The organism is Lentisalinibacter salinarum (assembly GCF_040706555.1).
Lineage (GTDB): Bacteria > Pseudomonadota > Gammaproteobacteria > Steroidobacterales > Woeseiaceae > Lentisalinibacter > Lentisalinibacter salinarum.
Map to the genome: position 1 here is coordinate 262,993 of NZ_JAPDRH010000002.1, position 25,570 is coordinate 288,562.

The following is a 25,570-nucleotide window of genomic DNA, read 5'->3' on the forward strand; positions in this document are numbered from 1 at the left end:
CCGGCCTTACTCGAACTCGATCAGCAGATCTTTCGCCTCGACCTGGGCACCGGGGCCGGCGACCACCCGCTTCACGGTGCCCTCTCGCTCGGCCGAGACCGCGGTCTCCATCTTCATGGCTTCCATGGTCAGCAGCGGATCGCCCCGCTCCACCTTCTGGCCTGGTTCGACTGCGACGGAGACGATCAGGCCCGGCATCGGCGCGGCGACGTGTTTCGGGTTGGACAGGTCGGCACGCTCGTGCATGACCTTGTCGTGGGCCAGCGCGTTGTCGGCGATGCGCACCGAGGCCGGCCAGCCGTTCACCTCGAAGAACAGGTGGCGCACGCCCTCGGGGTCCGCTTCGGAAGCCGTGAGATAACGGATCACCGCCTGGCGCCCGTCCTCGACGATGGTGACCGTGATGTCCTCGCCGGGCTCCATGCCGTAGAAGAACACGTGAGTCGGCAGGACGCTCACGTCGCCGTACTCCTGCCAGTGGGCCTCGAACTCGCCGAAGACCTTCGGATACATGTTGTGGCTGGCCAGATCCAGCTCCGAGGCCGGCCGGCCGATGGTCTCGGACAGCTTCTCGCGTTCCGCCTCGAGATCCACCGGCTCCAGATGCTTGCCCGGCCGGTCGGTGAGCGGTTTCTTCCCGCGCAGCACCTTCTTCTGCAGGTCGCGCGGGAAACCGCCGGGTGGCTGGCCGAGCTCGCCGGCGAAGAGAGCCACCACCGAGTCGGGGAAGGAGATGTCACGCTCCGGGTCGCAGACCTGCTCGATGGTGATGTCCTGGGTGACCATCATCAGCGCCATGTCGCCCACCACTTTCGAGGACGGCGTCACCTTGACGATGTCGCCGAAGGCCTGGTTCACGTCGGCATAGGCCCGCGCGACCTCGTGCCACCGCCGGCCGATGCCGAGCGAGTTCGCCTGTTCCTTGAGATTGGTGAACTGGCCGCCGGGCATCTCGTGCAGATAGACCTCGGAGGCGCCCGCGCGGATGTCGGGCTCGAACGCGGCGTACTGGCCGCGCACCTGCTCCCAGTAATTGGACAGGGTGCGGATGTGGGTCTCGTCCAGGCCGGTGTCGTGATCGGTGAATTTCAGCGCCGCCACCGCCGAGCCCATGCAGGGCTGGGAGGTGAGGCCGCTCATGGCGTCCATCGCGGTGTCGAAGGCATCCACTCCGGCGGCCACCGCCGCGAGGATGCTGGAGACGGCGGCACCGCTGGTGTCGTGGGTATGGAAGTGGATGGGCAGGCCGATCTCCTGCTTCAGCGCCGTTATCAGCTTCGTCGCGGCCGCGGGCTTCAGCAGCCCGGCCATGTCCTTGATGGCCAGGATGTGGGCGCCCGCGGCCTCGAGCTCCTTCGCCAGCTCCACGTAATAGGCCAGGTCGTAATTGGGGCGGCCAGGGTCCAGGATGTCACCGGTGTAGCAGATGGCCGCCTCGGCGATCTTGCCGGTCTCGCGCACGCTGTCGATGGCGACGCGCATGTTTTCCACCCAGTTCAGGCAGTCGAAGATGCGGAAGACGTCGACGCCCGCCTCCGCCGCCCGGTGGGTGAAGTGGCGCACCACGTTGTCCGGGTAGTTGGTGTAGCCGACGCCGTTCGATGCCCGGAGCAGCATCTGCTGCATGAGATTCGGCATGGCCTCGGAGAGATCGGCCAGCCGCTGCCACGGGTCTTCCTTCAGGAAGCGCATGGCGACGTCGAAGGTGGCGCCGCCCCAGGACTCCACGGAGAAAAGGCCGGGCATGAGCCGCGCGTAGTGGGGCGCGATCCGCAGCATGTCGATCGAGCGCATGCGGGTGGCGAGCAGCGACTGGTGGGCGTCGCGGAACGTGGTGTCGGTCACCACCGGCACCGGCTGTTCCTTCAGCCAGCGGGCGACCGCCTCGGGGCCGTCGCGCTCCAGAATCTGGCGAACGCCGTCGGCGACCGGGAGGTCCGGCACCGGCGGCGGCTCGGGCGCCCGGCGGCTCGCCGGCCGCGCGCGGCCCTCCACCTGGGCGTTGCCGTTGACGATCACCTCGCCGATGTAGTGGACGAGCTTGGTCGCGTGGGTCTGCGGCAGCGGCAGGTCGAGCAGCTCCGGCGTCTCGTCGATGAAGCGGGTGTTGTAATCGGCCTCGAGGAATCGCGGGTGGGTCACCAGGCCCTGCAGGAACTCGAGGTTGGTCTCCACGCCGCGCACGCGGAATTCGCCGAGCGCACGGCGCATGCGATGGACGGCCTCCAGGTCGTTCTGACCCGATGCGGTGACCTTCACCAGCAGACTGTCGTAATGACGCGTGATGACCGCGCCCGAATACGCGGTGCCCGCGTCCAGGCGGATGCCCGGGCCCGCCGGGCTGCGGTAGGCGACGATGCGGCCGAAATCCGGGATGAAGTTGTTGCGCGGATCCTCGGTGGTCACCCGGCACTGCAGCGCCGAGCCGCGCATGCGGATGTCGGCCTGCGCCGGGATGCCGCAGGTGTCGGGGTCGCCGATGCGCCCGCCGGCGGCGATCTGGATCTGACTCTTGACGATGTCGAGTCCGGTCACCTGCTCCGTGACGGTGTGCTCCACCTGCACCCGCGGGTTGACCTCGATGAAGTAGAAGGCGCCGGTGTCGACGTCCTGCAGGAACTCGACGGTGCCCGCATTGGTGTAGTCGACCGAGCGGGCTAGCCGCAGTGCGGCGTTGCAGATGTCCTCCCGGGCCGCGTCATCCAGGTAGGGCGCCGGCGCGCGTTCCACCACCTTCTGGTGACGGCGCTGCACGCTGCAGTCCCGCTCGAACAGGTGCACCACGTTGCCGTGCTCGTCGCCCAGCACCTGCACCTCGACATGGCGAGCGCGGCGCACCAGTTTCTCCAGGTACACCTCGTCGTTGCCGAAGGCGGCCTTCGCCTCACGGCGCGCCATTTCGATCTGGCCGTGCAGCTCGCGCTCGTCCTCGATGACCCGCATGCCGCGGCCGCCGCCGCCCCAGCTCGCCTTCAGCATCACCGGGTAGCCGATCTCCGCCGCCAGGCGCGAGACCTCGTCCCGGTCGTCCGGCAGCGGTTCGGTGGCCGGCATCACCGGCACGTCGGCGGCCTCGGCGATCTGGCGGGCCTGCACCTTGTTGCCGAGCCGGCGCATCACCTCCGGCCTCGGGCCGATGAAGGTGATGCCGGCCTCAGCGCAGGCCTCGGCGAAGTCCGGGTTCTCGGACAGGAAGCCGTAACCCGGATGCACGGCATCGCAGCCGGACTGGCGCGCCACCCGCAGCATCTCGTCGATGTTCAGGTAGGCGCCCGTGGGCGTGAGGCCGTGGCCTATCCGGTAGGCCTCGTGGCCGCTGAAGCGGTGCAGGGTGAGATGATCCTCGTCGGAATAGACGTTGACCGCCTCGAGTCCCAGCTCGTAGGCGGCGCGCACGATCCGGATCGCGATCTCGCTCCGGTTCGCGACGAGGATTTTCGTGATCGTTTTACCGGCCACGGAGCGTCAGAGGGCTTTCAGTACGGCATCCAGGCTCTCCCTGGCGTCGCCGAACAGCATGCGCGTATTCTCCTTGAAGAACAGCGGGTTCTGCACGCCGGCATAGCCGGTGGCCATGCTGCGCTTCAGCACGATCGTGGTCTTGCCCTTCCACACCTCCAGCACCGGCATGCCGGCGATGGGGCTGTCCGGCACTTCCTGGGCGGACGGGTTCACGATGTCGTTGGCGCCGATCACGATGGAGACGTCCACATCCGGGAAGTCGTCGTTGATCTCGTCCATCTCGAACACGATGTCGTAGGGCACCTTGGACTCGGCCAGCAGCACGTTCATGTGGCCCGGCATGCGGCCGGCCACCGGGTGGATGCCGAAGCGCACGTTCACGCCCTTGTCGCGCAGCATGCGCGTGAGTTCATACACGACGTGCTGGGCCTGGGCCACGGCCATGCCGTAGCCGGGCACGATCATCACTTCCTTGGCGTCGTCCAGCAGCGCAGCGGTGTCCTCCGGGGTGATGGGGTTGACCTCTCCCTCCTCGCCGTCGCCCGCCGCGGCCATGCCGCCGCCGGTGCCGAAGCCGCCGGCGATCACGTTCAGGAACTTGCGGTTCATGGCCCGGCACATGATGTAGGAGAGGATGGCGCCGCTGGAGCCCACCAGCGCGCCGGTCACGATCAGGAGATCGTTACTGAGCATGAAGCCGGTGGCCGCCGCCGCCCAGCCGGAGTAGCTGTTCAGCATCGAGACCACCACGGGCATGTCCGCGCCGCCGATCGCCATCACCATGTGCACGCCGAAGGCGAGCGCGATGAGGGTCATGAAGATGAGCGGCCACAGCCCGCCGCCGGCCGCCGACTGCTCGACGAACTCGGCACCGAGCCAGATGGCGCCGATCAGCAGGCCGAGATTCAGCCAGTGCCGGGCGGGCAGCAGCAGCGGATTGCCGCCCATGCGTCCGGACAGCTTGCCGAAGGCGATCACCGAGCCCGAGAAAGTAACGGCACCGATGAGGATGCCGAGATAGGTCTCCACGTCGTGGATGGTCTTGTCGACGCCGGTGAAGTGCACCGAGGGGTCGCCGAAGTTGACGAAGCCGACGCACACGGCGGCGAGGCCCACGAGGCTGTGCAGGATGGCGACCAGCTCCGGCATCTGGGTCATCTGCACACGCCGCGCTACCAGCAGGCCGATGGTGCCGCCGATGGCGAGCGCCACGATCAGCAGGACGTAGTTGTCGGTGACGATGCCGAAGATGGTGGCAAGCAGGGCGATGGCCATGCCCGTGATGCCGTAGAGGTTCCCCCGCCGCGCGGTCTCCTGGTTGGAGAGCCCGCCCAGGGCGAGGATGAAGAGGATGGTCGCGCCGATGTAAGCGACGGTGACGATTCCCTGTGGCATGTCTGTCTCCTACTTGCGGAACATCTGCAGCATGCGCTGCGTGACGGCGAAACCACCGGCGATATTGATGGCGGTGATCAGCACCGTGAAACCGGCCATCCAGGCGATCCAGCCGACCGGCGAGGAGATCTGCAGCAGCGCACCGATGATGATGATGCTGGAGATGGCATTCGTGACGCTCATCAGCGGCGTGTGCAGCGAAGGCCTCACGTTCCAGATGACCATGTAGCCGACGAAGCAGGCCAGCACGAACACGGTGAAGTGCTGCATGAAGGACGGCGGCGCGACCGCGCCGAGTCCGAGCATCGCCAGCGCGCCCACGCCGAACAGGACCACCGGGCCCCACACGCTCGGCTTCTTCTCCTCGGCCGGCGGTGGCGGCGGCTCGGCTTCAGCCTTCGGCGGCGGCGCCGCGCTGATCTTGGGCGCCGGCGGCGGCCACGTGATCTCACCCTCCTTCACCACGGTGGCGCCGCGCACCACCTCGTCGTCGAAGTCGACGACGATTTTGCCGTCCTTCTCCGGCGTCATGTCGGTCAGCAGGTGGCGGAGGTTTGTGCCGTACAGCTGGCTGGACTGGGCCGCGAGCCGGCTCGGCAGATCCGTGTAACCGATGATGGTCACGCCGTGCTGCTCGACCACCTCGTTCGGCTCGGTCAGCTCGCAGTTGCCGCCCTGCTCCGAGGCCAGGTCGACGACGACGCTGCCCGGCTTCATCGACTCCACCATCTCGGCGGTGATGAGCTTCGGCGCCGGCTTGCCCGGGATGAGCGCCGTCGTGATGATGATGTCCACGTCCTTCGCCTGCTCGGCGAACAGCGCCATCTCGGCCTTGATGAACTCCTCGCTCATGACCTTGGCGTAGCCGCCCTCGCCCGAGCCCTCTTCCTCGAAGTCGAGCATCAGGAACTCGGCGTCCATGCTCTCCACCTGCTCCTTCACTTCGGGGCGGGTGTCGAAGGAGCGCACGATGGCGCCCATGCCGCGCGCAGCGCCAATCGCCGCCAGACCTGCCACGCCGGCGCCGATCACCAGCACCCTGGCGGGCGGGATCTTGCCGGCCGCGGTGATCTGGCCGGTGAAGAAACGCCCGAAATGCTGGGCGGCCTCGATGACGGCGCGGTAACCGGCGATGTTCGCCATGGAGGAGAGCGCGTCCATCTTCTGGGCGCGGGAGATGCGCGGGATGGAATCCATCGCGAGCACCGTCACCTTCTTCTCGGAGAGCCGGTTCAGGAGATCCTCGTTCTGGGCCGGCCACAGGAAGCTCACCAGTGTCTGGCCTTCCTGCAGGAGTTCCACCTCCTCGCTCTCGGGCGGGCGCACCTTCAGGACGATCTCGCTGGTCTTCCAGAGTTCGTGGGCGTTCTCGACGATGCTCGCGCCGGCCTCGCTGTAGGCATCGTCGGAGAAATCCGCGGCGCTGCCGGCGCCGCTCTCCACCTGCACCGAGAATCCGAGCTTGATCAGCTGACCGACCACTTCGGGAGTGGTGGCCACGCGTTTCTCGCCGGGCCATGTCTCCCGGGGCACACCGATCTTCATAGGGTTCTCCACGTTGAGTTCTTAGTTCTCGGGCCCTTCGGCGGGCCGGGCCAATCCCCAATGATACGGAAGAATCGTTCCCGCGTCAGACGGTGATGAGGTGCCAGACCCAGGCGATGGCCAGGATATTCAGTACGGCGGGCGCGATTCCCAGCACCCGCGGGAGCCGTCCCAGCGCGCGCAGGCGGGGCAGTGTCTGCAGCAGCAGCCACACGGCGATCAGCGCGGCGAGGCTCAGCAGCGCCAGCACCGCCAGCGTGGCCGTAGCGCCCGAAGCCAGCCCTCCATCCGCCGGCACCAGGCGTGGCGCGACCGCCGCCGACAGCATCACCAGCGCCCACAGCGCCGCCAGGATGTAGATGCCCTGGGAAGAAGGTCTCGGGGCCACGTCGTCCATGACCCCAGTCTAACTCAGCCTGCTGCAGCGGCCCTCGCGACCGCCCTGGCCGCGAGAGCTTCGCGCTCGGCGATCTTGCGCCGCTCGACGCCGTCGGGATCCAGGCCGATCAGCAGCAGCAGCGCCAGCAGCGGCATGATCCCGCCCAGCAGGTAGAGCTCGTCCAGGCGCAGGTCGTAGCCGGCCAGATCCAGCCAGGTCAGCAGCTTGGCGCCCAGCGCGTACCCGAGGTTGCCCATGGCCATGTACAGCGTGAACTGGGTGGCCGCGGCCGCCGTCCAGGAGACCTTCATGTAGAGCGAGAACATGGCGACGGTCGAAAATGCCATGGCGCCCTTGAAGGCCGGCAGCAGCACCACGTGCCCGCCGTCGGCATCGAAGGAACCGGCGAACAGCAGACCGAAGCCGCCCATGGACGCGGCGAGCACGGTGAGCCCCACCGCCGCCATGCGCCGGCGCCCGTAACGGTCGCAGAGATAGCCGCCGGCCAGCGCGCCCACCAGTTCGCCGAGCACGCCCCAGGTCCCCTGGGCCCGGGAGAACCGCTCCGCGCTCCAGCCCAGTCCCTGCACGAAGAACTCCGTGGTCAGGGGGTAGAACAGGCCTTCGGTCGAGACGTGGATGACGCCGAATATCAGCAACGTGGCCGTGGTGCGGTTGGAGAAGGCGCGCTTCAGCTCTTTCAGCGTGATCAACGGCCCGAAATCCCGCGCCGCGGCGACACCCTGGGCCCGCCCGGCGCTCCACGGCAGCCGCTTCTCGCCCGCCCGCTCCGGCCAGGCGATGACCACCGCCAGCACCGCGATCACCATCACCGCCTGGATGATGACGGCCGTCGGGATGCCCCAGCGGGCGGCCACGAAGCCCATGCCGGCGCCGCCCACCGCGATGCCGACGAGTTTCGAGCCCCACATGAAGCCGTTGACCCGGCCCCGCTCGCTGTCGTCCAGCAGGTCTACCGCCAGCGCGTCCGCCGCCACGTCCTGCATCGACGCGAAGCAGTTGTGGATGAAGAACACCCAGGCGATCCAGGTCAGCGTGCCCGTACTCTCCAGCGCTCCCGTGTACACGGCACCCAGCAGCGTCACGGCCATGGCGCTCTGGGCGAACATGAGCCAGGGACGGCGCAGCCCCATCGCCGGGAACCGCAGCGAGTCGATCATCGGAGCCCAGACGAACTTGAAGCTCCAGGGCAGGATCGCCATGGCCGTCACGGTGGCCGTCTGGGCCTTGTCGTGGCCCGCCTCGCTCAGGATGGCCAGCAACGCGACGGTGGCGAAACCCCAGGGGAACCCCTGGGTGAAATACAGCAGGCAGAGCAACGCCCGACGAGCGTAGCGGTTATCCGCCAGACTCAAGGGCGGTCGCGCATCCACATCTTTCCCCCGCGATCGTACCGGGCTCGCACCCCCGGCGGCGCTCCCCCGAGTCAGCCGACCGCGGCAAGATGCAGAATACCGACCGGGCTGTCAATTTTTGCCCGCGTCAGGCGACCGCTCGACTCGCGCCCTCCACCATCCAGAGCACGACGGCGTAGCGGGCGCCCTTGCCGATGCCGACCAGCAGCAGGAACAGCCCGAAGCGCACCCGCATCAGCCCGGCGACGAAGGTGAGCGCATCGCCGCCGATCGGCGCCCAGGCCATCAGCAGGGACCAGACGCCGTAGCGCTGGAACCAGGCCTGGGCGCGGCCCAGATTCTTCTCCCGGAACGGAAACCAGCGCCGGTCCTCGAAGCGCAGGAAGAAACGCGCCAGCGCCCAGTTCACCGCCCCGCCCAGCGTGTTGCCGGCCGTCGCCCAGGCCCACAGCGCCAGCGGGTCGTAGCCTTCCACCAGCAGGCCGGCGAACAGGACCTCCGAGTAGAACGGCAGCAGCGTGGCCGCCAGGAGTGCGGTGAAGAAGAGGCCGACGTAGGTGATCAAGCGTGCGGCCCCCCGGACCGATACTCCCGGGCCGCCGCCACCAGCCGGCGGAACAGCCGCCGCTGACGGGACAGGTACAGCAGGAACTCCGGGTGCCACTGCACGCCCATGAGGAAATGGCGACGGGGTTCCTCCACGGCCTGAACGATCTCGTCGAGATCCCGGCCGGACACCTCCAGGCCCTCGCCCAGCCGGTCGATGCTCTGGTTGTGCAGGCTGTTGATCTTCAGTTCCTGTCCGCCGAGAAGACCGGCCAGCCGGGTGTCCTCGCGCACGCACAGCGTCTTCAGCGGCAGCAGCGTGCGCCGGTGCGAGGTGCGGTGGCGGCGGCTGCGCAGGTCCTGGAACAGGGTGCCGCCCAGCCGCACGTTCAGGAGCTGCGCGCCCCGGCAAATGCCGAGCAGCGGCGTGCCGTCGGCGAGCGCGCAGTCGATGATCTCGGATTCGAAGGCGTCACGCTCCGGGTCGTAGCGGCCCTCGACCTCGGCCTCGGCCTTGTAGAGCACCGGTTCCACGTCGTGCCCGCCGGTGACGATCACGCCGTCCAGGTCGCCCGTGGACACCCGGTCGCCGGGCCGCAGGTGGCGCGGCCGGCCGCCGGCCAGCAGCACGCCGAGATGCACGCAGACTCGCGGTCCCCACGCCCCACGGCGCGGGCCGGTGATGCCGATCAGCGGTCTGCCGTCTGGCCCAGCCAAGACTCGACCTCCCGTGCCCAGTTCTCCAGCAGGTGCCCGAGCGGCTCGTCCAGCCAGCGGGCATAGGCCCTGCAGATGCGAGTGAGCCTCGCCCGGTCCGCCGCCAGCGCCTCCACCTTCAGCCAGTCGGCCCAGGCGAGATGGATGCCCCAGTAGGGCCGATCGATCTCGCAATTCGGCAGGCGGTAGTGGAAGGTGGGGCGCGGCTTCACCCGCGGGTCGTCCACCACCGCGCGCACCCGCTGCTCGTCCAGATGGAGAAACAGCGGCAGCAGATCCAGCGCCCGGTTGCGCGTGGGGTTGTCCGCCAGGTAGTCGTCGATCAGGCGCGCCTGGCCGGGCTGGTAATCGGGGTCGACCACCTTGCGCACGTAGCGGGCGGGGAACGGCGCCATGAAGCGGGTCAGCCGCCGCGTGAAATCGGGTGCCGAGCGCTTCTCCAGCCAGTCGTACAGGCAGAAGAAAGCCTTGAGATAGGCGACGACGGTGCCCGGGTCCAGCGACGGCAGTTCCGGGTTGAGCTGCAGGCCGAAGGCGTAGGAGATGCCGGCCCCGGTCCCCCGGGCGCCGGCATGGCGCAGCCGCGCGATCAGCGACTGCACCTCCGCGAGGCGCTCCATCGGCAGCGGCGGGCTGACCACCTCCACCGGCACCACCGCCTCGGCGCCGGCACGGACGAGACTCTCGGCGGCCTCGTCGATGAAGGCGGCCAGGTCCGACTCCGGGTCTTCTTCGCGGCCCTTCTGCTTGAGGTATTCGTAGTCGAGCTCCACCCCCCAGTCGCCGGCGGGATCGCCGTGCACCAGGTGTTCGTAGCGGCTCTTCTCCTCCACCTGCCCGCCGAAATGGGTGGCCACCAGCCGGCTGACCTCGGCCACGCCGGGACCGATCATCTCCAGCTCGACGCCCACCCGCCGGGGCTCGCCGTCCGGGTTTTCGGTGACCGGCGGCAGCGGCACATGCCAGTCGCGGAACAGGTCTGTGTAGTCGCCTTCGTCCATCCGGTCGACACTAGCAGAAGCCCTGCGCAGATGCCCATTTGCCGACGAGGAGGACGCACTGCGGTGCCAGCCGGGGTGCTAGCATACGGGCCAGCCCGGAGCCGATCGATGTCATTAGCCGCCAATCCCGCCTCACTCGCGCTGCTCGTGCTGACCCTCGCGGTCAGCCTGGCGGGCCTGTACGCTAATCCGCGCATCATCGAGGCGAACCTGTTCCGGCCCGCCCGGCTGCGCCGCGGGCGCGACTGGCACACCGCCGTCACCAGCGGCTTCATCCATGGCGACGTGCCCCACCTCGCCTTCAACATGATCACGTTCTTCTTCTTCGGCCTGCCGCTCGAGCGCCACATCGGCACGGTGCCGTTCGTGATCCTCTACGCGATCGGGCTGCTGGCGAGCCATGCCGGCACCTTCGTGAAGCACCGCGACAACCCCGGCTACGCCTCGCTGGGCGCCTCGGGCGCCATCTCTGCGGTGCTGTTCGCCTTCATCGTCTACTTTCCGACCTATTCGATCTTCATCCTGCCGCTGCCGGTGCCGATACCGGCGCCGCTGTTCGCGGTGGCCTACGTCGTCTACAGCTGGTATTCGGCGCGCCGCGCCGCGGGCAGGATCAACCACGACGCGCACCTCTGGGGCGCGCTATCGGGCCTGATATTCGTGGCCGTCACCGACCCGGGCGCCTGGCAACGGCTTTTCGCCATGCTGGGCTGACGCAGCCGCGCTACTCCCGCCCTACTCCAGGAAGCGCTCGCGCAGCAGTCCCAGATCCGCGTCGTCCAGCTCGAGCGCTGCGCGCAGATAGGCCTCCGTGTCACCGTAGCGCCGGTCAATCTCCTCGAAGGCCGCGGTGAGGTAGTCCTCGTGGACGGAGCAGAACGGCGCCACCGTCTCGTCGTCCCACGGCCCCGCCAGCGAGTCCTCGATGGTCTGACGGATGCGAGCGAGGATCTCCTCGGGCGGATAATAGGTGGAGGACAGCAGGTAGTCCTCGAGAATGTCCTCCCGGGGCACCTCCAGGGCGCCGAGCAGCAGGGCGGCGGCGATGCCGGTGCGATCCTTGCCGACCATGCAGTGGATGACCACCGCGTGTTCGTCGGCGGTGGCCAGCAGTTTCAGCAGACGGCCGAAGCGCTCCGCGAATCCGGTGACGTAGCTGCGGTACGCGTCCACCATCATGTCGTGAGTGGACTCGCGGGTGGCGGTGCCCGCCTCCAGCCGCCGGCGGTAGCTCTTCGTGCTGCCGACGTCGATATCGAAATGGTGGCTGCGGATGCTGGGCGGGATCCGGTTGGCATAGGCCTCGGACTCGCTGGTCCGGCGCAGGTCGAATACCTCGCCGATGTTCAGCGCGGCGAAGCGTTCGCGGTCGGCCGGCGTCAGCCAGCCGAGGTGGCTGCTGCGAAACGCGCGGCCCCAGGCGACCTGGCGCCCCTCTGCCGTGCAATAGCCGCCGAGGTCGCGAAAATTCGGCGCGCGCTCGAACGGGATCAGGCGGGGCGGCTCCTTGGCGGATGCGGCGGTCTGGGTCATCAGCGATTCGGACAAGGGGATTCACCACTATTCTGCCACGCCCGCCTGCCTCTGCACGCGGAGCGCGGGCCTGTCGAAAAAAGAAAAGGCGGATCCGGTGGCCGGATCCGCCTCTGTCCGATCGGTCTGTCCGATGCAGTGGCGGCAGTGCTGCCGCCGCCGCTCCCTCAGGTCAGATCGACGACCTTCGCCCCTTTGGCGGCGCGAGCGACAGCCTGGATACCGTTGTCGCGGCTCGACTCCGACTCGTAGTTCTGGCTGGTGCCGATGACCTGGTGGTTCTTCGCCTTCATATTGAAGCGGAACTTGCCCGTGGGAGTCGTGTTCTTGACGAAGCAATTGGCGTCGCCACAGTTCTTCTGCACGGACTCGGCGCCGTTCATGGCGCTCGACTTCGACTTGTAACCCTCGCTCGCGAGCAGATTCTCACCATTGCCCGCCACCAGACGGAAACGATACTCGCCCTTCTTGTCCTTGTAGATTTCGAATTTCCCAGCCATTGCCTGTTCCTTCTCCGATGATAGTTGTCCGTGCGCACGAATATACCATCAATTCGGCGGCTGTCGGATGGATGGCCGCGGGATCAGCCGGCTTTCTGCCGGACGGCTGTCTCTGTGGCGCCGAACTCGCCGCCCTCGCAATAGCGGCGCGACCACGCGATGGCGGAACGGCAGAACGCGCTGCCGGCGACATCGATCTCGAAGACGGGGGCGTACTGGCGGAGCTTGTCCGCGCCGGCCGCGACGAGCCGGCCGGCGAATTCCGCATCGACCCCGACGCTGGCCGAGAAGCGCTCCACCAGCCGGGCCAGAGCGACGTCCTGGGTCTCGTGGTCGTCCATGCCGGCCACGTCGCAGAGTTCCTCGGCGAATATCGCGATGTCCCGCAGCCGGTCGGCCTCCGATGCCGGCTCCTCCGGCTCGTCGTTGGGCAGCCCGCGGATCACGTCGATGATGGCATCCGGGAGCTTCCACACGCGGGCCACGGCGGCGCCGAGATCCTCGTAGCTCACGCCGAGCACGCCGCGGGACGCGGCCATCTTGGATAACTCGCGGGTCACCATGAGACGGCGGATCTCGCCATGCTCCTCGGGAAAATAGTAGATGACCAGGTTCTCGCCGAGGTTGCGGAACAGGCCGTAGATGAACGCCTCCTCCGCACCGGGGAGCCCCCTGCGCCGCGCCAGGTGGCGGGCCATGAGCCCGCACATGAACGAGCGGGTGGTGGCGTCCTTCAGCTCCGGGCTGCCCTGCATGCGGCCGAAGAAGGTGAGGCTGTTGGCAATCATGCGCACCTTCTCGAAGCCGAGCAGCATTACCGCGTGGGAGATGCTGGTGACCTCGTTGGCGATGTGGCCGTAGAAGGCGGAGTTGACCAGTTTCAGGAGCTTGCTGGTCAGCGCGTAGTCGCGCAGGATCACGTTCGCGAGCTTCTCCGCCGGCGCGTCGCTGCCGCTGGCCGTGAGCCGGTTGATATCCACCAGGGTGCGCGAGATGGTCGGGAAGTCCTGCTTGCGCTGCATGCGCCGCAGCAGGAATTCCACCGTGCTGTGAGACTGGGACTGCGCCTGTTCGCCGAGGCCCGACTCCTGCAGGAACAGCCGGAACGCCTCGCGCATGGCACCGGCGTCCCGGTAGCGGGCGGCCGGGTCTTTCTCCAGCGCCCCTTTCAGAAAGGCGGCGAAGAGTTCCCCGGCGGGCCAGCCCTGCAACGGCGCCATGTCCACGGACCTCTCGCAGAGCTGGTGGATGATGGCGGGCGCGGAATCGCCGTGCATCGCCGGGCGGCCGGCGACGAGTTCGTAGAAGGTGCTGCCCAGGGCGAAAACGTCGGTCGCGGGTCCCAGCTCGCCGCCGCGGAAATGCTCCGGCGCCATGTAGCGCAGGGTGCCGGTGGCCGTGTCCTTGCTGCGCCTGACCCGGCCAACCACCTGGGACAAGCCGAAGTCCATGATGCGGGGGCGCTCGTCCTTGTCCAGCAGCACGTTGCGGGGATTGAGGTCGAGATGGATCACATCCTCCTCGTGGGCCGCCGCAACGCCGTCCAGGATGGGGCCGATCAACGCGCACACGCGTTCCAGCGGCAGGGCGCCGTGCTGGCTCAGGATGTGGCGCAGCGTCTTGCCCTGCACGTACTCGAAGACGAGGTACGGCAGTCCCTTGTACTCGCCGGCGTCGTAGATGAAGACGATGTTGGGATGGCGCAGCCGGCTCGCGATGCGCCCCTCCAGCGGGGTGCGGCCATCCTCGTCCACGGCTGCGAGCTCCGGGTTGCTGGCATTCAGCAGCTTGACCGCGACCAGCCGCTCCAGCGACGGGTCGTGCGCCAGGTACACCGAGCCCTGGGCGCCGCGACCGAGGCGCTGCTTCACCTCGAATCGTCCAATGCGTTGTTGTTGCTGTTCTTCCATGCTGCCCCGGCTGCTGATCCCCGACGGTATGACCCGGCCTTCATCGCCTCCCAGAGAATCTTAGCGGCCGCTCAGTTCCCGACCTGAGAAGTGAGTCGCGAAACCGTGATCCAGTTCCGCGGCGGCGGGCCGCCGCGCTTATGTGCCGCGGATCACACTGCCGTCGCGCCCGATTATGTAGGGTGGCCGCAACGACCAAGACGGAGAACCCGCGAGTGATGCCGACATCCACCGATGCCAGCGGCGAGACGACGCGCCTGCAGCTGTTCCATTCCCTGCGGATGCTCGACGCGCCCGAGGACGAGCGCTTCGAGCGGGCGACCCGGCTGGCAAAACGCCTGTTCGGTACGCCGGTAGCGCGGGTGCGCCTCGACGGCGAGCGTACGAACATCGACGGCGCGCCGGCGGCGCCGGACCCTGCGGCCACGCTGGCGGCCGACGACGTCTTCGTCGTCCACGACACGGCGGCGGATCCCCGCTATGCGGATCACCCGCTGCTCGCCGACGGCACCGGCTTCCGCTTCTACGCCGGCTATCCGCTGTCAGCGCCGGGCGGCTCCCGGGTGGGCACCTTCTTCACCGTGGACACGGTGCCGCGTCTGTTCTCCGTGGAGGACATGGAGATGCTGTGCGAACTCGGCGAGATGGTGGAGGCGGAGCTCGAGAACATGACCCTGGCGGTCACGGACGAGCTCACACGGCTGGCCAACCGGCGCGGCTTCCTGCGCACGGCGGAGCGCCTGATGCGCCTGTGCGCCAACCACGACAAGCCGGCAGCGCTGCTGGTCATCGACCTGGACGGTCTGAAGGAGATCAACGACGCCCGCGGCCACGAGCAGGGCGACCGCGCCATCCGCACGTTCGCCCGGCTGCTGTTGAAATCGTTCCGCCACTCCGACGTGGTGGCACGGCTGGGCGGCGACGAGTTCTGCGTATTCGCGGCGGACATCGGCGCCGCAGACCTCGCCGCCCCGCTGGAGCGGCTGGCCCGGCGGGTGACGGACTGCAACGCGGAAGCCGGGCAGGACTATCGGCTGGCCTACAGCGTCGGGCGCGTCCTGTTCGACCCGGACCGCCACGGCGATCTCGACAGCATGCTGCGCGAGGCCGATGCCCTCATGTACGCGCAGAAGCGGAGCAAGCGCTCGCCATGACGGCCTCCAGGCTGTCGCCCAGCAGCCGCTTCAGCCGTCCCCAGCGGGGATCGCCCCCGCTCGCGATGTCCTGACAGACCTCCAGTTCGATGCCGACGTAGCGCCCGGCGGGGAAACGCCGGCGCAGCCAGGTCACCAGGCCGTCAGCAATGCCCCGGTAGGGGTAGTTTCGCCGCACGCGCAGGCCGGGCTCGGTCTGCAACAGCGACTGCCAGCGTCGACAGAACGCCCTCTCGCGCTCGCGGCCCGGATCGTAGAGCAGGCCCACGTCCGCATTCCTCTCCTGCCCGTCCAGCACGCGGGCGAAGCTGTGCACGGAGACGTGCAACACCGTCTGCCCCGCCTCGATGCCGCGTGCGATGTCGGCCTCGACCGCCTCGCGGTAGGGTCGGTAGTAGCACTCGAGCAGGCGTGCCCTCTCGGCGGCCGGCAGGGCGCGGCTGAATTCGGAGTAGAGCCCCGGGTGACCGGGCGAGCGGTTGCAGTCGATCAGCAGCCGGGTCACCCGTGCGCGGTGCGGCCGCACGCCGGTGCGGCGTGCGAGATAGGTGGTCAGCTCCGCGCTGCCCAGATCCACAGCGCGGTGGCTCGACAGCAGCTCGTCGGCCCCGCGGAAGAGCTCCGCATGGCGGGCCGGCACCGCGGCGGTGCCGTGCTCGCTGGTCAGGACGAGGCGGGTCTCAGGGCACGAAGCCATGGCCGGCGTCGAGGCAGTCGGCGAGCTGGCGATAGACCTCCCGCAGGTCGTTGCGGCCCGGCTCGGGCGGCAGCGCCCGGCGAATGCGGCTTGCCAGCGTGCCGTGGCGGAGATACAGCTCGAGCGGCTCCTCGGATGCGGGCAGCAGCCAGCCCCGCGCGCTCAGGTCCTCGGCCAGCCGCCCCCACAGGTGGCTCACGGTCTCCGAGCTGCCGTCGTAGCCGAAGCAGCGCAGGAAACGGGAGTCCGTGATCTCGAGGGACTCGGCCCGCTCTTCGGTGAGCGCCAGCAATCGCACCAGGTCGTCCTGGGGCCAGGCCGCGATCGTCGCCAGCGGCGCCCAGGTCTCCTCCACCAGCGCGCGGATCACGCCCGCCGCGAGATCCGCAATCGCGAGGTCGGCCGCCGGGCACTCCTGACTGTCGATGACGCGGATCTCGATGGCCATACGGTCGAAACGGGCGATGGCGCCGCGGGCGTTCACCCACTCGTGGCGCAGCACGCCGTCCGGATCGAGCGGCGCGAGGTCGCCGTAGGTCCGCTCCAGTATGCGCTCGTGGTAATCGTCCATGCCCGCAATCGGCTCCGGCACCACCTGGCCGGTCACCGAGGGCACCCGGGCGCAGTTGCTGCGATAGACGCGCATCCGGTTGTCCCGGCGCTCGGTGACGAAACCGTCGATGACAGGCGAACTGGCCGCGATGCCGGGCAGGAGCGGCAGCACCAGCCGCACCCCTGCATGCAGCGCCGCGAATTCCCGGTCGCCGCGAAACGGCAGGTTGATCTGCATGCTCTGCAGGTTGCCCCAGCCGTGGCCGCGGCAGTCGAAGATGCGGTCGAACGCCTGGTAGATGTCGCGCTGACCGTGGGGCCACAGACGGATGTCGGTGGCGGGCTCCAGCCAGGGGTGCATGGCCCCCGGCAGCAGACGCAGCCCGCGGCCGGCCAGTATCTCGCCGGCGCGGGCGACGTTCGCCTGGAAGTGGCCGGCCACGCCGTCCAAGGAGGGCACCGGGCCGTTGGTCTTGAACTCCACCACGTGCATGGCGAGTTCGTTGTTCCAGGCGATGGCACCGTTGTCGTACTCGTCCGTGAGCTCGCCCGCGGCCTCGGTGAGCAGCCAGTCGCAGGCCGGCGCCGGGTCCAGGCTGGCCGCATCCACGATCATGTATTCGATCTCGATGCCGTAGCCCTCGAACAGGCCCAGCGTGTCCCGGTCAGCCATTGGCGCGGCCCCGCTTGCGGGCTTCCACCCGCGCCAGGAAGACGGCCATGATGCGGTCGTAGAGCTGATCGCCGAGCACGGCGTCCTCGACCCCGCCGTCGAGGCTCGGGTTGTCGTTCACCTCGATCACGTAGCAGCGCTTCCCGGTCTGCTTCACGTCCACGCCGTACAGGCCGTTGCCGATGGCGTTGGCCGCCCTGAGCGCGCTGTCGGTGACCTCGGCGGGCACGTCGTCGACGGGCATCGTATCCCAGCGCCCCGAACTCACCCGCCCGGTGTCCGAACGCTGGTAGATCTGCCAGTGCCGCTCCACCATGTAGTAGCGGCACGCGAACAGGGGCTGGCGATCCAGCACGCCGATCCGCCAGTCGAAGTCCGTCGGCAGGAAGGCCTGGGCCACGACCAGGTCGGACTTCTCGAACATGGCCTTCAGCGCGGCGTCCAGCTCCGCCGGATCGTCAGCCCGGGTGACGCCGGCCGAGAAACTGGAGTCCGGCTGCTTCAGCACGCAGGGGAAGCCGAGGCCCTCGGCGATGACCGCCGCATTCTTGCGGCTGACGATCAGCGTCTTCGGCGTCGGCACGCCGAGCCGGCGCATCATCTCGGCGAGGTAGACCTTGTTCGTGCAGCGGATGATCGAGATGGGGTCGTCGATGACCACCAGCCCCTCCAGCTCCGCGCGCCGGGCGAAACGGTAGGTGTGATGGTTCACGCTGGTGGTCTCGCGGATGAACAGCGCGTCGAATTCCGCCAGGCGGCCGAAATCGTCCCTCCCGATCAGCTCCACGTTGAATCCGGCTCGGCGGGCGGCGCGTGTGATGCGGCGCAGCCCCTGCGCATCGGACGGCGGCGACGCCTCGTCGGCGTTCACGAGCACGGCCAGGTCATAGCCGCCCGGAGTCTCGCGCCGGCGGCTCGGCCTGCGCCGGGCGAAGTGGGCCTCTATGGACACCAGCAGGAAGTCCCGGTGGGACTCCGGGATCTCGCCAACCGGTACCGCGCGCACGTTCTCCAGCAACCACTTGCCATCGCGGCGGCGGAACGAGGCCCGGATCAGCGGCGCCGGGAACAGGTTGAACAGCGCCCTGGCCAGCCGCTCGTGGCGCCGCGCGATGTTGCGGCCGAAGTACACGCTGAGCGTGAACTCCTCCGACTCCAGCGTGTGCAGGCTGCGCTGGATGATCGCATCCAGATCGTCGCTCGCGAGACGCGGCAGCGTGCGCGTCTTCAGGTCCTGGATGGTCGCCACATCCGGCAGCGGACGTTGACCGCGGGCCGTCGCCAGCAGCGAGACGTAGTAACCGTACTGCTGGTAGCGGTAGGAGGCGCAGAGGTTGAAGACGCGCAGGCCGCGGCCGCGGCTGAACTCCTCGGCCGTGAGATAGGTGAGTGCATCCACCACCCGGGCCCCGGCGATCTCCCCGGGCCAGTGCTCGCGGTCGTCGACGACGATCAGGTTGGTCACGGCCGCTCGCTCCGCGGACGGATGACCAGCAGGTTGGCGTCGTAGGTGGCGATGCCGAGAAACACGGCGCCGATCAGCCGGCGGATGTCCACCGGGTAATAGCCGTCCGCCGAGTAGGGGTTGGCCCGGTAGGGATCCGCCACCTTCACCTGGCGCGTGCGCCTGTCGTAACCCGAGAGCACCACGAAATGGCCGCAGGGCTCGCCGCGGATGTCGTCCGCAGCCATCGTGTCCGGGATCTCCCGGGCGCTGCGGTACAGGTAGGTGGCGCTGAGCCCGGTCATGATCGGCACCCCCTTCTTCAGGTAACGGCGGATCAGGCTGGTGGTGAGATCCTCGTAGCGCACTTTTCCGCCGAGTTCGAGGAAGCGCAGGTAGCCCGCCGTCGCGGCCTGCAGCCGGCCGTCGCGCTTGACTTCGCGCTGGCGCCGCAGCCGTTCGGAAAGCGCATCCGCACCGGCCGGGAACCAGGACGGATCGAACACGTGCAGGTTGTAGGTGAAGATGGTCACGTCATAGCCGCGGGCGAGCGCGTGATTGGCCAGGAACACGTCGAGGGTGCCACCGGCCGGCAGCATGCGTACCTCGGCCAGCAGACGATCGAGTCCGATGGGGTCGTCCCAGTACGCATAGACGGCGTGCAGGCAGGTAGGCCCGCAGGTCATGTCGTCCGGCTGGGGAACGATCTCGAGTTGGAGGTTGGTTGCCAATGCGGCGAGTCGACCGGCCGCGGCGCGGCGCCGAGAGACGCTAGCATACGCCGAATACGGCGGCCGTAAAGAGCCCGGCTCAGCCTCTGCCCTGGTCCCGCTGGGTGCGGCCGAAGAACGCCTCCCGGGTTTCGTCGCTCGGGTTGCCGATGACCTCTCGGTCGGCGAGCAGCGCCATGCCCCGGCGCAGCGCCGCGCGCTCGCCGGCGCGCTCGAACCAGTGCCGCACATTCGGGAACTCGTCGATATCGATCTCGTGCAGCCAGCGCACGTCGATCCAGGGGTACACCGCCATGTCCGCGATGGAATAGTCGCCGGCCAGCCACTCGCGCCCCTCCAGCCGCCGGTCGAGCACGCCGTAAAGACGCAGCGCCTCGTTGCGGTAGCGCTCGATGGCATAGGGAATGCGCTCGGGGGCGTAACCGAGGAAGTGCCCGCACTGGCCGAGCATCGGCCCCAGGCTCGCCACCTGGAAATTCAGCCACTCGAGCACCCGGTAGCGGGCAGCCGTCTCACGGGGCAGGAAGCGGCCGCTGCGCTCGGCCAGGTACTGCAGGATGGCCCCGGACTCGAACAGCGGGAACCCGCCCCCCGGTCCGTCCCGATCGACTATGGCGGGGATCTTGTTGTTGGGGCTGACGGCCAGGAACTCCGGCTCGAACTGCTCGCCCTTGAGGATGTCCACCGGCCGCAGTTCGTAGTCCAGCCCGCACTCCTCCAGCATGATCGCTACTTTCTTGCCGTTCGGCGTCGGCCAGTAATAGAACTCGATCATGCGCTCGCCTCCCGGGCGGCCAGCACCGCCTCCACCGCCTCCCGGTGCTGCTCCGGCGAGGCGTCGCCGTCGTAGGGCCGGCGGTAATGGCTGCGCACCGACGGCCGCTCGCAGGCCGCGGCGAACCAGTCGGCAAGGCCCGGCCAGCGGCTGCGCCAGTCGCCGCAGGCATTACCGGGGATGTCGTCCCGGCCGCTCGCCCAGCCGTCGATGTAGCTCACACCCTGCAGGAGTCCGGCATGGCCGATGTCGAATCCGCGCCAATCACCGGCCTCCCGCTCCAGGACGTCGAACGAGCGGGTCACCTTCGGCCAGAGCCAGTCGAACAGGCCGGCCCGGCGCTCCGCCGGTTCGCGCCAGCATTCCATGCTCATCTGCACGGCGCACTCGAACAGGGCGTCGCCCAGCGACAGCCGGCGCAGGGCATCGAAGCGGGCGAGACCGCCGGCCGGATAGAGGGGCTCGCCGCGGGACAGGCTGTCGAGGTACTCCACCACCACCTGACTCTGGTACAGCACGGTGCCGTCGTCCAGCGCGAGGAACGGCACCTTGCCCAGCGGGTTCAGGGGCGTCGTGTCGTAGCGTCCGGCCACCCATTCCCCGTCCAGATTGCGGAACGGGAAGGACGGCACGGTCACGATCTCGCCGGCCAGCCCGGCCTCGTGCGCCACCACGAGCACCTTGTGGGCGAAGTCGTGGAACGGCGAATAGAAAAGCCTCATAAACGCTCCGGCTCGAACACCACGCCGACGCCACCGGCCCGGTCCGGCGCGACCGCCAGCCCCTCCGGCACCTGCCGGAACGGCACGGCATTCGCTGTCAGCACGGCCGCCGCCGCCTGCGGGTCTCGCACGGCGACACCGAGGCCGGCGAACGGCGGGCAGCCGTCGACGGCGTCGCCGAACAGATCGATCATGGCGGCGACCGGCCGGGCTTCGAGCGCTATGCCCTCATCGGCAGCGAGCGCGGCGCAACCGTCCGGGAGACTTCTGCCTCTGTACAGGAGCCGGGTGATGCCGGTCGCCGTGTTCGGGTGGTTCGCCACGGCCGGCTGAAAGACGAGCCCCGGCGTCTCGTGGCGCACGCAGGCCATCAGTACCTCGGGGCAGGCGTCGGCGGCGACGGGGAACCAGCGGAACCGCGCGGTGCCGCCGGCACCGTAGTGGATGCCGCGGGCCGCCTCGCTCACGGGCCCCGGCGCCAGGCCCCGTGCCTCCAGCGTCGCCCGCCGGGCCTCGATGTCGTCGGCGGCGAGAATGACGAGGCGCAGGCCGCCGCCGCTGTCCAGGAACCGGGCGAGGTGATGGTCCGGGGACGGCCGCTCGACGGCCGTGAGCTCGATGTAGTCCGCCGCGAACATGACGTGGGCGCTGAACTGCCCCAGTCCGCGAGGCTCGCCGTCGTCGCCGATGCCGATCAGCTCCTCGGGCCCCGCCACCCGGAAGCCCAGCGCCTCCCAGTCCCGCTTAAGGGGTGCGATGGCATCGCCGAGGATGCCGACGTGATCCACGGGCAGCCGGCAGGCCGTCGTCATCGCGCGGCCTCCCCGGCCGGGGGCGAGAGTTCGGCGATGATGCGCCGGAACGGCTTCTGCGCGAGCGTGAGCAGGACGATCGAGAGTATGCCGCCCACCAGCGCGATGGTGGCGATGGACCAGTGCAGCATCATGTCGTCGCGGAAGACGAAATCGGTCACGAGCGCCGTCGCCGTGCCTCCGAAGCCGATGCCGGTGAGGTTGACGACGAAAAGATATACGGCCGACATCTGCGCCCGCATGGCGGGCGGCGTCATCAGCTGCAGCCCGGCGGCAGCCGGGCCGAACGGGAAGCTGGAGAAGAACAGCACCGGGGCAAACAGAAACAGGGACAGGCGCGGGTCGGGCACCAGCGTGGCGGTGATCGCCACCGGCGTCAGGCAGATGGCGCCGGTCAGCGCCGCTTTTACCGGGGCGTCGGTATGGCCCCGGGCCGAGAGCCAGTCCGAGAACAGCCCGCCGCAGATGATGCCCAGCCCGCCGAAGACCACGGTGAGCAGGCCGAGCTGCGGCCCGATGGCGCCACGGTCCACGCCGTGGATACGGATGAAGTACTCGGCCGCCCAGGCCATGATGCCGTTGAACATCAGCGTGATCATGGCGAAGCCGACGAAGTGCAGCGCATACACCCGGCGGTTGCGCACCGCGTAGGCGATCACCTCCGATACGGGCATGGAGCCGATCAGGTCGCCCCGGCCCCGGCGCTCCGGCTCCTTCAGCGTCAGCATGAACAGCGCCACCAGCATTCCCGGCGCGCCCACGATGATGAAGGTGGCCTGCCAGGCGGCCAGGTGACCGACCACCGGCAGGGTGATGCCGCCCATCGCGTCGATGGTGGCGATGAGCACGCCGCCGATGATGAACGACAGGCCGATGCCCACGAATACGCCGCTGGAGTAGATGCCGATGGCCCGGCCCAGCTTCTCCTTCGGGAACAGATCCGCCAGCATGGAATAGGCGGCGGGAGAGAGCGCCGCCTCGCCCACGCCGACGGCTACCCGCGCGGCGAACAGCTGCCAGAACGAGCGGGCCAGGCCGCAGCAGACGGTGGCCAGGCTCCAGAACGCCACACCCAGCGCGATGATGTTGCGCCGGTTCCGGCGGTCGGCGAGGCGGCCGATGGGCACGCCGAGCAGCGTATAGAAGACGGCGAAGGCGAGGCCGTGCAGGAGGCTGAACGCCGAGTCGCTGATGCCGAGGTCCGCCCGGATGGGACCGACCATCAGGGAGAGAATCTGACGGTCGATATAGGAGAAGGTGTAGGCCACCGTCAGGATGCCCACGGCATACCAGGCCATGGGCGGTGCGGCGGGCACCCCGCCCTGGGGGACCCGGGTCTCGGTATCGGCCTCGGTACTGGCCATGGGCATTCCCCGTTGCCGGTGCGGCGCCGCCGGCGCTCAGGCCGGCGGCGCCGCATCCGTGATGCGGATCAGAACCTCAGCGTGGCTTCCACGCCCCAGGAGCGGCCCGGAGCCGGGTAACCCAGCCCCGCGCCGATGTTGAAGCGATCCGCCGGATTGCCCTCGCTGAGGGACGTGAAGCGCACCGTATTCTGGAAGTATTCCTCGTCGGTCAGGTTCTTGCCGTAGGCGGCCAGCTCCCAATCGCCGTCCGCCGAGACCCAGGCGACGCGGCCGTCCACCAGCGTCGTGGCATCCTGGCCGATGAGCGGATCGTTGAACTGGGTGTGGAACAGCTCGCTCTGGTAGCTCACCTGGCCGAAGATGCGCACCTCCGCCCCGCTGCGAAGACCGACGGTGTAGGTGCTGTTCACATTGCCCTTCCACTCCGGCGCGTTCTGCAGGTTGTTGCCGGAGACGTCCACCACCCGGGTCTCCCCGGGCCCGGCGCCCATGCAGGGCCCGGCCAGCTCGGCCGGGGTGGCATCGGCGGGGCAGCGGCCGAAGGCCGAGAGGAACTCCTCGAACTCCGTGTTGAGGTAGCCGATGCTCGCGTTCACCACCAGCGCGGGAATGGGATTGGCGGAGAGCTCGAACTCGGCGCCCCAGACCGTCGCGTCGGCGGCGTTCGTCGTCACGGTGAGGCCGTCCTGGAAGGTCGAGACCTGCAGGTCCGTGTAGTCGTAGTAGAAGAACGAGCCGTTCAGTCGCAGGCGGCCGTCGGCGCTGTCGGACTTGAAGCCCGTCTCGAAGGCCCAGATCTCCTCCGGCTCGAAGGCAGGCGTCGCGTCGAAGGCATTCCAGCCGCCCGACTTGAAGCCCTTGGTGACCGAGCCGTAGATCATCAGCGCGTCCCGCGGGCGATACTCGAGCACGAAGCGCGGGGAGACGTCCTCCCAGCTCTCCGTGGAGTCGCGGGTGGTGAACACGGTGACCGGGTTCGGGCTCGCGAGCCCCGAGTTGTCGCCGAAGATGGCGCCCACGCTGGTGAAGTCCTTCTTCTCCTCGTCGGAGTAGCGCAGGCCGAAGGTACCCGTCCACTGCTCCGAGAAATCGTAGCTCACCTCGCCGAACAGCGCCTTCGCGCGGGTCTCGTCGGTGTTGGGGATGATGAAGCTCACCACGCCGAAGGAGGGATGGGTCGCCCGGCCGAGGCCCAGCGCGCCCTCCTTGTCCTCGTCGAGGTAATAACCGCCGACGAGCCACTGCAGCCGGCCCTCGCCCGTCGAGGAGAGCCGGACCTCCTGGGAGAGCTGGTCCGACTCGTACTGGAAGTAGGAGCGGGTCACCTCGATCTCGGTGCCGTCGGTGTTGAAGAAGAAGTCGCTCTCGTAGTCACGCCAGCCGGTCACCGAGGTCAGCATCATGGTCTCGCCGACGGGTATGTTCAGCGTGGCGGTCAGCCCGGCCGTGTCCCAGTCATGGAACGTCGGCAGGTTATTGCGGGTCTCGTCGAAGGCCTGGGGCAGCGCGCCGTTCACGACGGCGAACGACAGATCGTCCAGCGGCTTCGACGAACGATTGCCGCTGGTGAAGTCGCTGTAGTCGGCGATCAGCGTGAAGTCCGCGCCGTCGTCGCCCTCGTACTGCAGGATCGCCCGGGTGGCGACCAGGTCCTGATCGTCGATCTCCTCGGCGCCGCCCGGCTCCAGGTCGTCGGTGAAGCCGTCGTCCTGCAGATAGCGGGCGGCGATGCGGCCCTGCCAGTTCTCGCCGAGCGGGCCGCTCAGCGCGCCCTGAAGCTCGCGCCGGTCCCACTCGCCGTAGCCGGCGGTCACGTAGCCCTCGGTCTCGGGCGTCGGCATGCGGGAGATGATGTTGATGGCGCCGCCGGTCGCGTTACGGCCGTAGAGCGTGCCCTGGGGCCCCTTCAGGATCTCGATGCGCTCCACGTCGAGGAACTGGGTGAGTCCCATCTGGGGACGGCCGAGGTAGACGCCGTCCTGGTGCAGCGCGACGCTCGGGTCGATGGTGACGCCGAACGCATCGGTACCGATGCCGCGGATGTAGATCTGCGCCTCGCCGCCGGCCCGGCTGAACGACATGCCCGGCGTCTGCACGTACAGATCCATCACGTCGTCGATATTGAGTTCCTCCAGCCGGTCGCCGCTCACTGCCGCGATGGAGATGGGCACCTCCTGCAGGCTCGCCTCCCGTTTCTCCGCCGTGACGACGATCTCCTCCAGCGCCGGCTCCTGCGCCTGCGCCGCGCCCGCCGCAGCGAGCAGCACGGCCGCCATGAT

At 68.6% G+C, this 25,570-nt stretch carries 22 protein-coding genes; 2 read left to right on the forward strand and 20 right to left on the reverse strand.

Annotation, left to right across the window (positions count from 1 at the left end):
• Positions 1 to 6: 6 nt before the first annotated feature.
• From ACJMKZ_RS04300 to ACJMKZ_RS04335, 8 genes are all read right to left on the reverse strand, one after another.
• Positions 7 to 3,459: a pyruvate carboxylase gene (locus tag ACJMKZ_RS04300; protein ID WP_405231964.1), complete on the reverse strand. Its 3,453-nt coding sequence runs from the start codon at positions 3,457 to 3,459 to the stop codon at positions 7 to 9.
• Between the two features lie 6 nt (positions 3,460 to 3,465).
• Positions 3,466 to 4,857 carry a Re/Si-specific NAD(P)(+) transhydrogenase subunit beta gene (gene pntB, locus ACJMKZ_RS04305; protein WP_405231965.1) on the reverse strand — a complete coding sequence of 464 codons (1,392 nt, stop codon included), beginning with the start codon at positions 4,855 to 4,857 and terminating at the stop codon, positions 3,466 to 3,468.
• A gap of 9 nt (positions 4,858 to 4,866) precedes the next feature.
• Entirely contained in the window at positions 4,867 to 6,402 is a 1,536-nt protein-coding gene (locus ACJMKZ_RS04310; RefSeq protein ID WP_405231966.1) for a Re/Si-specific NAD(P)(+) transhydrogenase subunit alpha, read from the reverse strand.
• Positions 6,403 to 6,487: 85 nt separating this feature from the next.
• Positions 6,488 to 6,799: a hypothetical protein gene (locus tag ACJMKZ_RS04315; RefSeq protein WP_405231967.1), complete on the reverse strand. Its 312-nt coding sequence runs from the start codon at positions 6,797 to 6,799 to the stop codon at positions 6,488 to 6,490.
• Positions 6,800 to 6,813: 14 nt separating this feature from the next.
• Positions 6,814 to 8,157, reverse strand: coding sequence for an MFS transporter (locus tag ACJMKZ_RS04320; protein WP_405231968.1), 1,344 nt, complete (start codon positions 8,155 to 8,157; stop codon positions 6,814 to 6,816).
• 127 nt (positions 8,158 to 8,284) lie between these two features.
• A complete protein-coding gene (locus ACJMKZ_RS04325) occupies positions 8,285 to 8,722 on the reverse strand; it encodes a YqaA family protein (protein ID WP_405231969.1) in 438 nt (145 codons plus the stop codon).
• The gene (locus ACJMKZ_RS04330; RefSeq protein WP_405231970.1) at positions 8,719 to 9,420 is read right to left on the reverse strand and encodes a gamma-glutamyl-gamma-aminobutyrate hydrolase family protein; all 702 of its coding nucleotides are present in this window, start codon (positions 9,418 to 9,420) and stop codon (positions 8,719 to 8,721) included. The genes ACJMKZ_RS04325 and ACJMKZ_RS04330 overlap by 4 nt, the downstream gene beginning before the upstream one ends.
• Positions 9,393 to 10,421, reverse strand: coding sequence for an amidoligase family protein (locus ACJMKZ_RS04335; protein WP_405231971.1), 1,029 nt, complete (start codon positions 10,419 to 10,421; stop codon positions 9,393 to 9,395). The genes ACJMKZ_RS04330 and ACJMKZ_RS04335 overlap by 28 nt, the downstream gene beginning before the upstream one ends.
• Positions 10,422 to 10,529: 108 nt before the next feature.
• Between ACJMKZ_RS04335 and ACJMKZ_RS04340 the strand changes: the two genes are divergently transcribed.
• On the forward strand, positions 10,530 to 11,135 hold the full coding sequence (locus tag ACJMKZ_RS04340; protein WP_405231972.1) for a rhomboid family intramembrane serine protease: 606 nt from the start codon (positions 10,530 to 10,532) through the stop codon (positions 11,133 to 11,135).
• Between the two features lie 21 nt (positions 11,136 to 11,156).
• Here ACJMKZ_RS04340 and ACJMKZ_RS04345 read toward each other — a convergent pair whose 3' ends face one another.
• From ACJMKZ_RS04345 to ACJMKZ_RS04355, 3 genes are all read right to left on the reverse strand, one after another.
• Positions 11,157 to 11,969 (reverse strand): tyrosine-protein phosphatase, encoded by an 813-nt coding sequence (locus ACJMKZ_RS04345; RefSeq protein ID WP_405231973.1) that lies wholly within the window; start codon positions 11,967 to 11,969, stop codon positions 11,157 to 11,159.
• A gap of 152 nt (positions 11,970 to 12,121) precedes the next feature.
• Complete coding sequence (locus tag ACJMKZ_RS04350) at positions 12,122 to 12,454, reverse strand: YegP family protein (RefSeq protein ID WP_405228044.1); 333 nt, start codon at positions 12,452 to 12,454, stop codon at positions 12,122 to 12,124.
• 83 nt (positions 12,455 to 12,537) lie between these two features.
• On the reverse strand, positions 12,538 to 14,364 hold the full coding sequence (locus ACJMKZ_RS04355) for a protein kinase domain-containing protein (protein ID WP_405231974.1): 1,827 nt from the start codon (positions 14,362 to 14,364) through the stop codon (positions 12,538 to 12,540).
• Between the two features lie 218 nt (positions 14,365 to 14,582).
• On the opposite strand from ACJMKZ_RS04355, the gene ACJMKZ_RS04360 reads away from it, so the two are divergent.
• A complete protein-coding gene (locus ACJMKZ_RS04360; RefSeq protein WP_405233133.1) occupies positions 14,583 to 15,518 on the forward strand; it encodes a sensor domain-containing diguanylate cyclase in 936 nt (311 codons plus the stop codon).
• Here ACJMKZ_RS04360 and ACJMKZ_RS04365 read toward each other — a convergent pair.
• From ACJMKZ_RS04365 to ACJMKZ_RS04405, 9 genes are all read right to left on the reverse strand, one after another.
• The gene (locus ACJMKZ_RS04365) at positions 15,481 to 16,215 is read right to left on the reverse strand and encodes an N-formylglutamate amidohydrolase (RefSeq protein WP_405231975.1); all 735 of its coding nucleotides are present in this window, start codon (positions 16,213 to 16,215) and stop codon (positions 15,481 to 15,483) included. The two genes, ACJMKZ_RS04360 and ACJMKZ_RS04365, sit on opposite strands and share 38 nt — an antisense overlap.
• Positions 16,199 to 17,440 carry a carboxylate-amine ligase gene (locus tag ACJMKZ_RS04370; RefSeq protein ID WP_405231976.1) on the reverse strand — a complete coding sequence of 414 codons (1,242 nt, stop codon included), beginning with the start codon at positions 17,438 to 17,440 and terminating at the stop codon, positions 16,199 to 16,201. The genes ACJMKZ_RS04365 and ACJMKZ_RS04370 overlap by 17 nt, the downstream gene beginning before the upstream one ends.
• Positions 17,433 to 18,905: a RimK family protein gene (locus ACJMKZ_RS04375; RefSeq protein WP_405231977.1), complete on the reverse strand. Its 1,473-nt coding sequence runs from the start codon at positions 18,903 to 18,905 to the stop codon at positions 17,433 to 17,435. The genes ACJMKZ_RS04370 and ACJMKZ_RS04375 overlap by 8 nt, the downstream gene beginning before the upstream one ends.
• The gene (locus ACJMKZ_RS04380; protein ID WP_405231978.1) at positions 18,902 to 19,615 is read right to left on the reverse strand and encodes a C39 family peptidase; all 714 of its coding nucleotides are present in this window, start codon (positions 19,613 to 19,615) and stop codon (positions 18,902 to 18,904) included. The genes ACJMKZ_RS04375 and ACJMKZ_RS04380 overlap by 4 nt, the downstream gene beginning before the upstream one ends.
• A 79-nt stretch (positions 19,616 to 19,694) precedes the next feature.
• Positions 19,695 to 20,390 carry a glutathione S-transferase N-terminal domain-containing protein gene (locus ACJMKZ_RS04385; protein WP_405231979.1) on the reverse strand — a complete coding sequence of 232 codons (696 nt, stop codon included), beginning with the start codon at positions 20,388 to 20,390 and terminating at the stop codon, positions 19,695 to 19,697.
• Complete coding sequence (locus tag ACJMKZ_RS04390; protein WP_405231980.1) at positions 20,387 to 21,112, reverse strand: glutathione S-transferase family protein; 726 nt, start codon at positions 21,110 to 21,112, stop codon at positions 20,387 to 20,389. Before ACJMKZ_RS04390 ends, ACJMKZ_RS04385 begins: the two co-directional genes overlap by 4 nt.
• Positions 21,109 to 21,924, reverse strand: coding sequence for a VOC family protein (locus tag ACJMKZ_RS04395; protein WP_405231981.1), 816 nt, complete (start codon positions 21,922 to 21,924; stop codon positions 21,109 to 21,111). Before ACJMKZ_RS04395 ends, ACJMKZ_RS04390 begins: the two co-directional genes overlap by 4 nt.
• Complete coding sequence (locus ACJMKZ_RS04400; RefSeq protein WP_405231982.1) at positions 21,921 to 23,288, reverse strand: spinster family MFS transporter; 1,368 nt, start codon at positions 23,286 to 23,288, stop codon at positions 21,921 to 21,923. Before ACJMKZ_RS04400 ends, ACJMKZ_RS04395 begins: the two co-directional genes overlap by 4 nt.
• 68 nt (positions 23,289 to 23,356) lie before the next feature.
• On the reverse strand, positions 23,357 to 25,567 hold the full coding sequence (locus ACJMKZ_RS04405; protein ID WP_405231983.1) for a TonB-dependent receptor: 2,211 nt from the start codon (positions 25,565 to 25,567) through the stop codon (positions 23,357 to 23,359).
• Positions 25,568 to 25,570: the final 3 nt, after the last annotated feature.

Bases quoted from the DNA above. Each gene is read 5' to 3' on its own strand.
- pntB (WP_405231965.1), bottom strand. From the start codon at position 4,857: ATGCCACAGGGAATCGTCACCGTCGCTTACATCGGCGCGACCATCCTC.
- ACJMKZ_RS04310 (WP_405231966.1), bottom strand. From the start codon at position 6,402: ATGAAGATCGGTGTGCCCCGGGAGACATGGCCCGGCGAGAAACGCGTG.
- ACJMKZ_RS04315 (WP_405231967.1), bottom strand. From the start codon at position 6,799: ATGGACGACGTGGCCCCGAGACCTTCTTCCCAGGGCATCTACATCCTG.
- ACJMKZ_RS04335 (WP_405231971.1), bottom strand. From the start codon at position 10,421: ATGGACGAAGGCGACTACACAGACCTGTTCCGCGACTGGCATGTGCCG.
- ACJMKZ_RS04340 (WP_405231972.1), top strand. From the start codon at position 10,530: ATGTCATTAGCCGCCAATCCCGCCTCACTCGCGCTGCTCGTGCTGACC.
- ACJMKZ_RS04350 (WP_405228044.1), bottom strand. From the start codon at position 12,454: ATGGCTGGGAAATTCGAAATCTACAAGGACAAGAAGGGCGAGTATCGT.
- ACJMKZ_RS04355 (WP_405231974.1), bottom strand. From the start codon at position 14,364: ATGGAAGAACAGCAACAACAACGCATTGGACGATTCGAGGTGAAGCAG.
- ACJMKZ_RS04360 (WP_405233133.1), top strand. From the start codon at position 14,583: ATGCCGACATCCACCGATGCCAGCGGCGAGACGACGCGCCTGCAGCTG.
- ACJMKZ_RS04365 (WP_405231975.1), bottom strand. From the start codon at position 16,215: ATGGCTTCGTGCCCTGAGACCCGCCTCGTCCTGACCAGCGAGCACGGC.
- ACJMKZ_RS04370 (WP_405231976.1), bottom strand. From the start codon at position 17,440: ATGGCTGACCGGGACACGCTGGGCCTGTTCGAGGGCTACGGCATCGAG.
- ACJMKZ_RS04385 (WP_405231979.1), bottom strand. From the start codon at position 20,390: ATGATCGAGTTCTATTACTGGCCGACGCCGAACGGCAAGAAAGTAGCG.
- ACJMKZ_RS04390 (WP_405231980.1), bottom strand. From the start codon at position 21,112: ATGAGGCTTTTCTATTCGCCGTTCCACGACTTCGCCCACAAGGTGCTC.
- ACJMKZ_RS04395 (WP_405231981.1), bottom strand. From the start codon at position 21,924: ATGACGACGGCCTGCCGGCTGCCCGTGGATCACGTCGGCATCCTCGGC.
- ACJMKZ_RS04400 (WP_405231982.1), bottom strand. From the start codon at position 23,288: ATGGCCAGTACCGAGGCCGATACCGAGACCCGGGTCCCCCAGGGCGGG.
- ACJMKZ_RS04405 (WP_405231983.1), bottom strand. From the start codon at position 25,567: ATGGCGGCCGTGCTGCTCGCTGCGGCGGGCGCGGCGCAGGCGCAGGAG.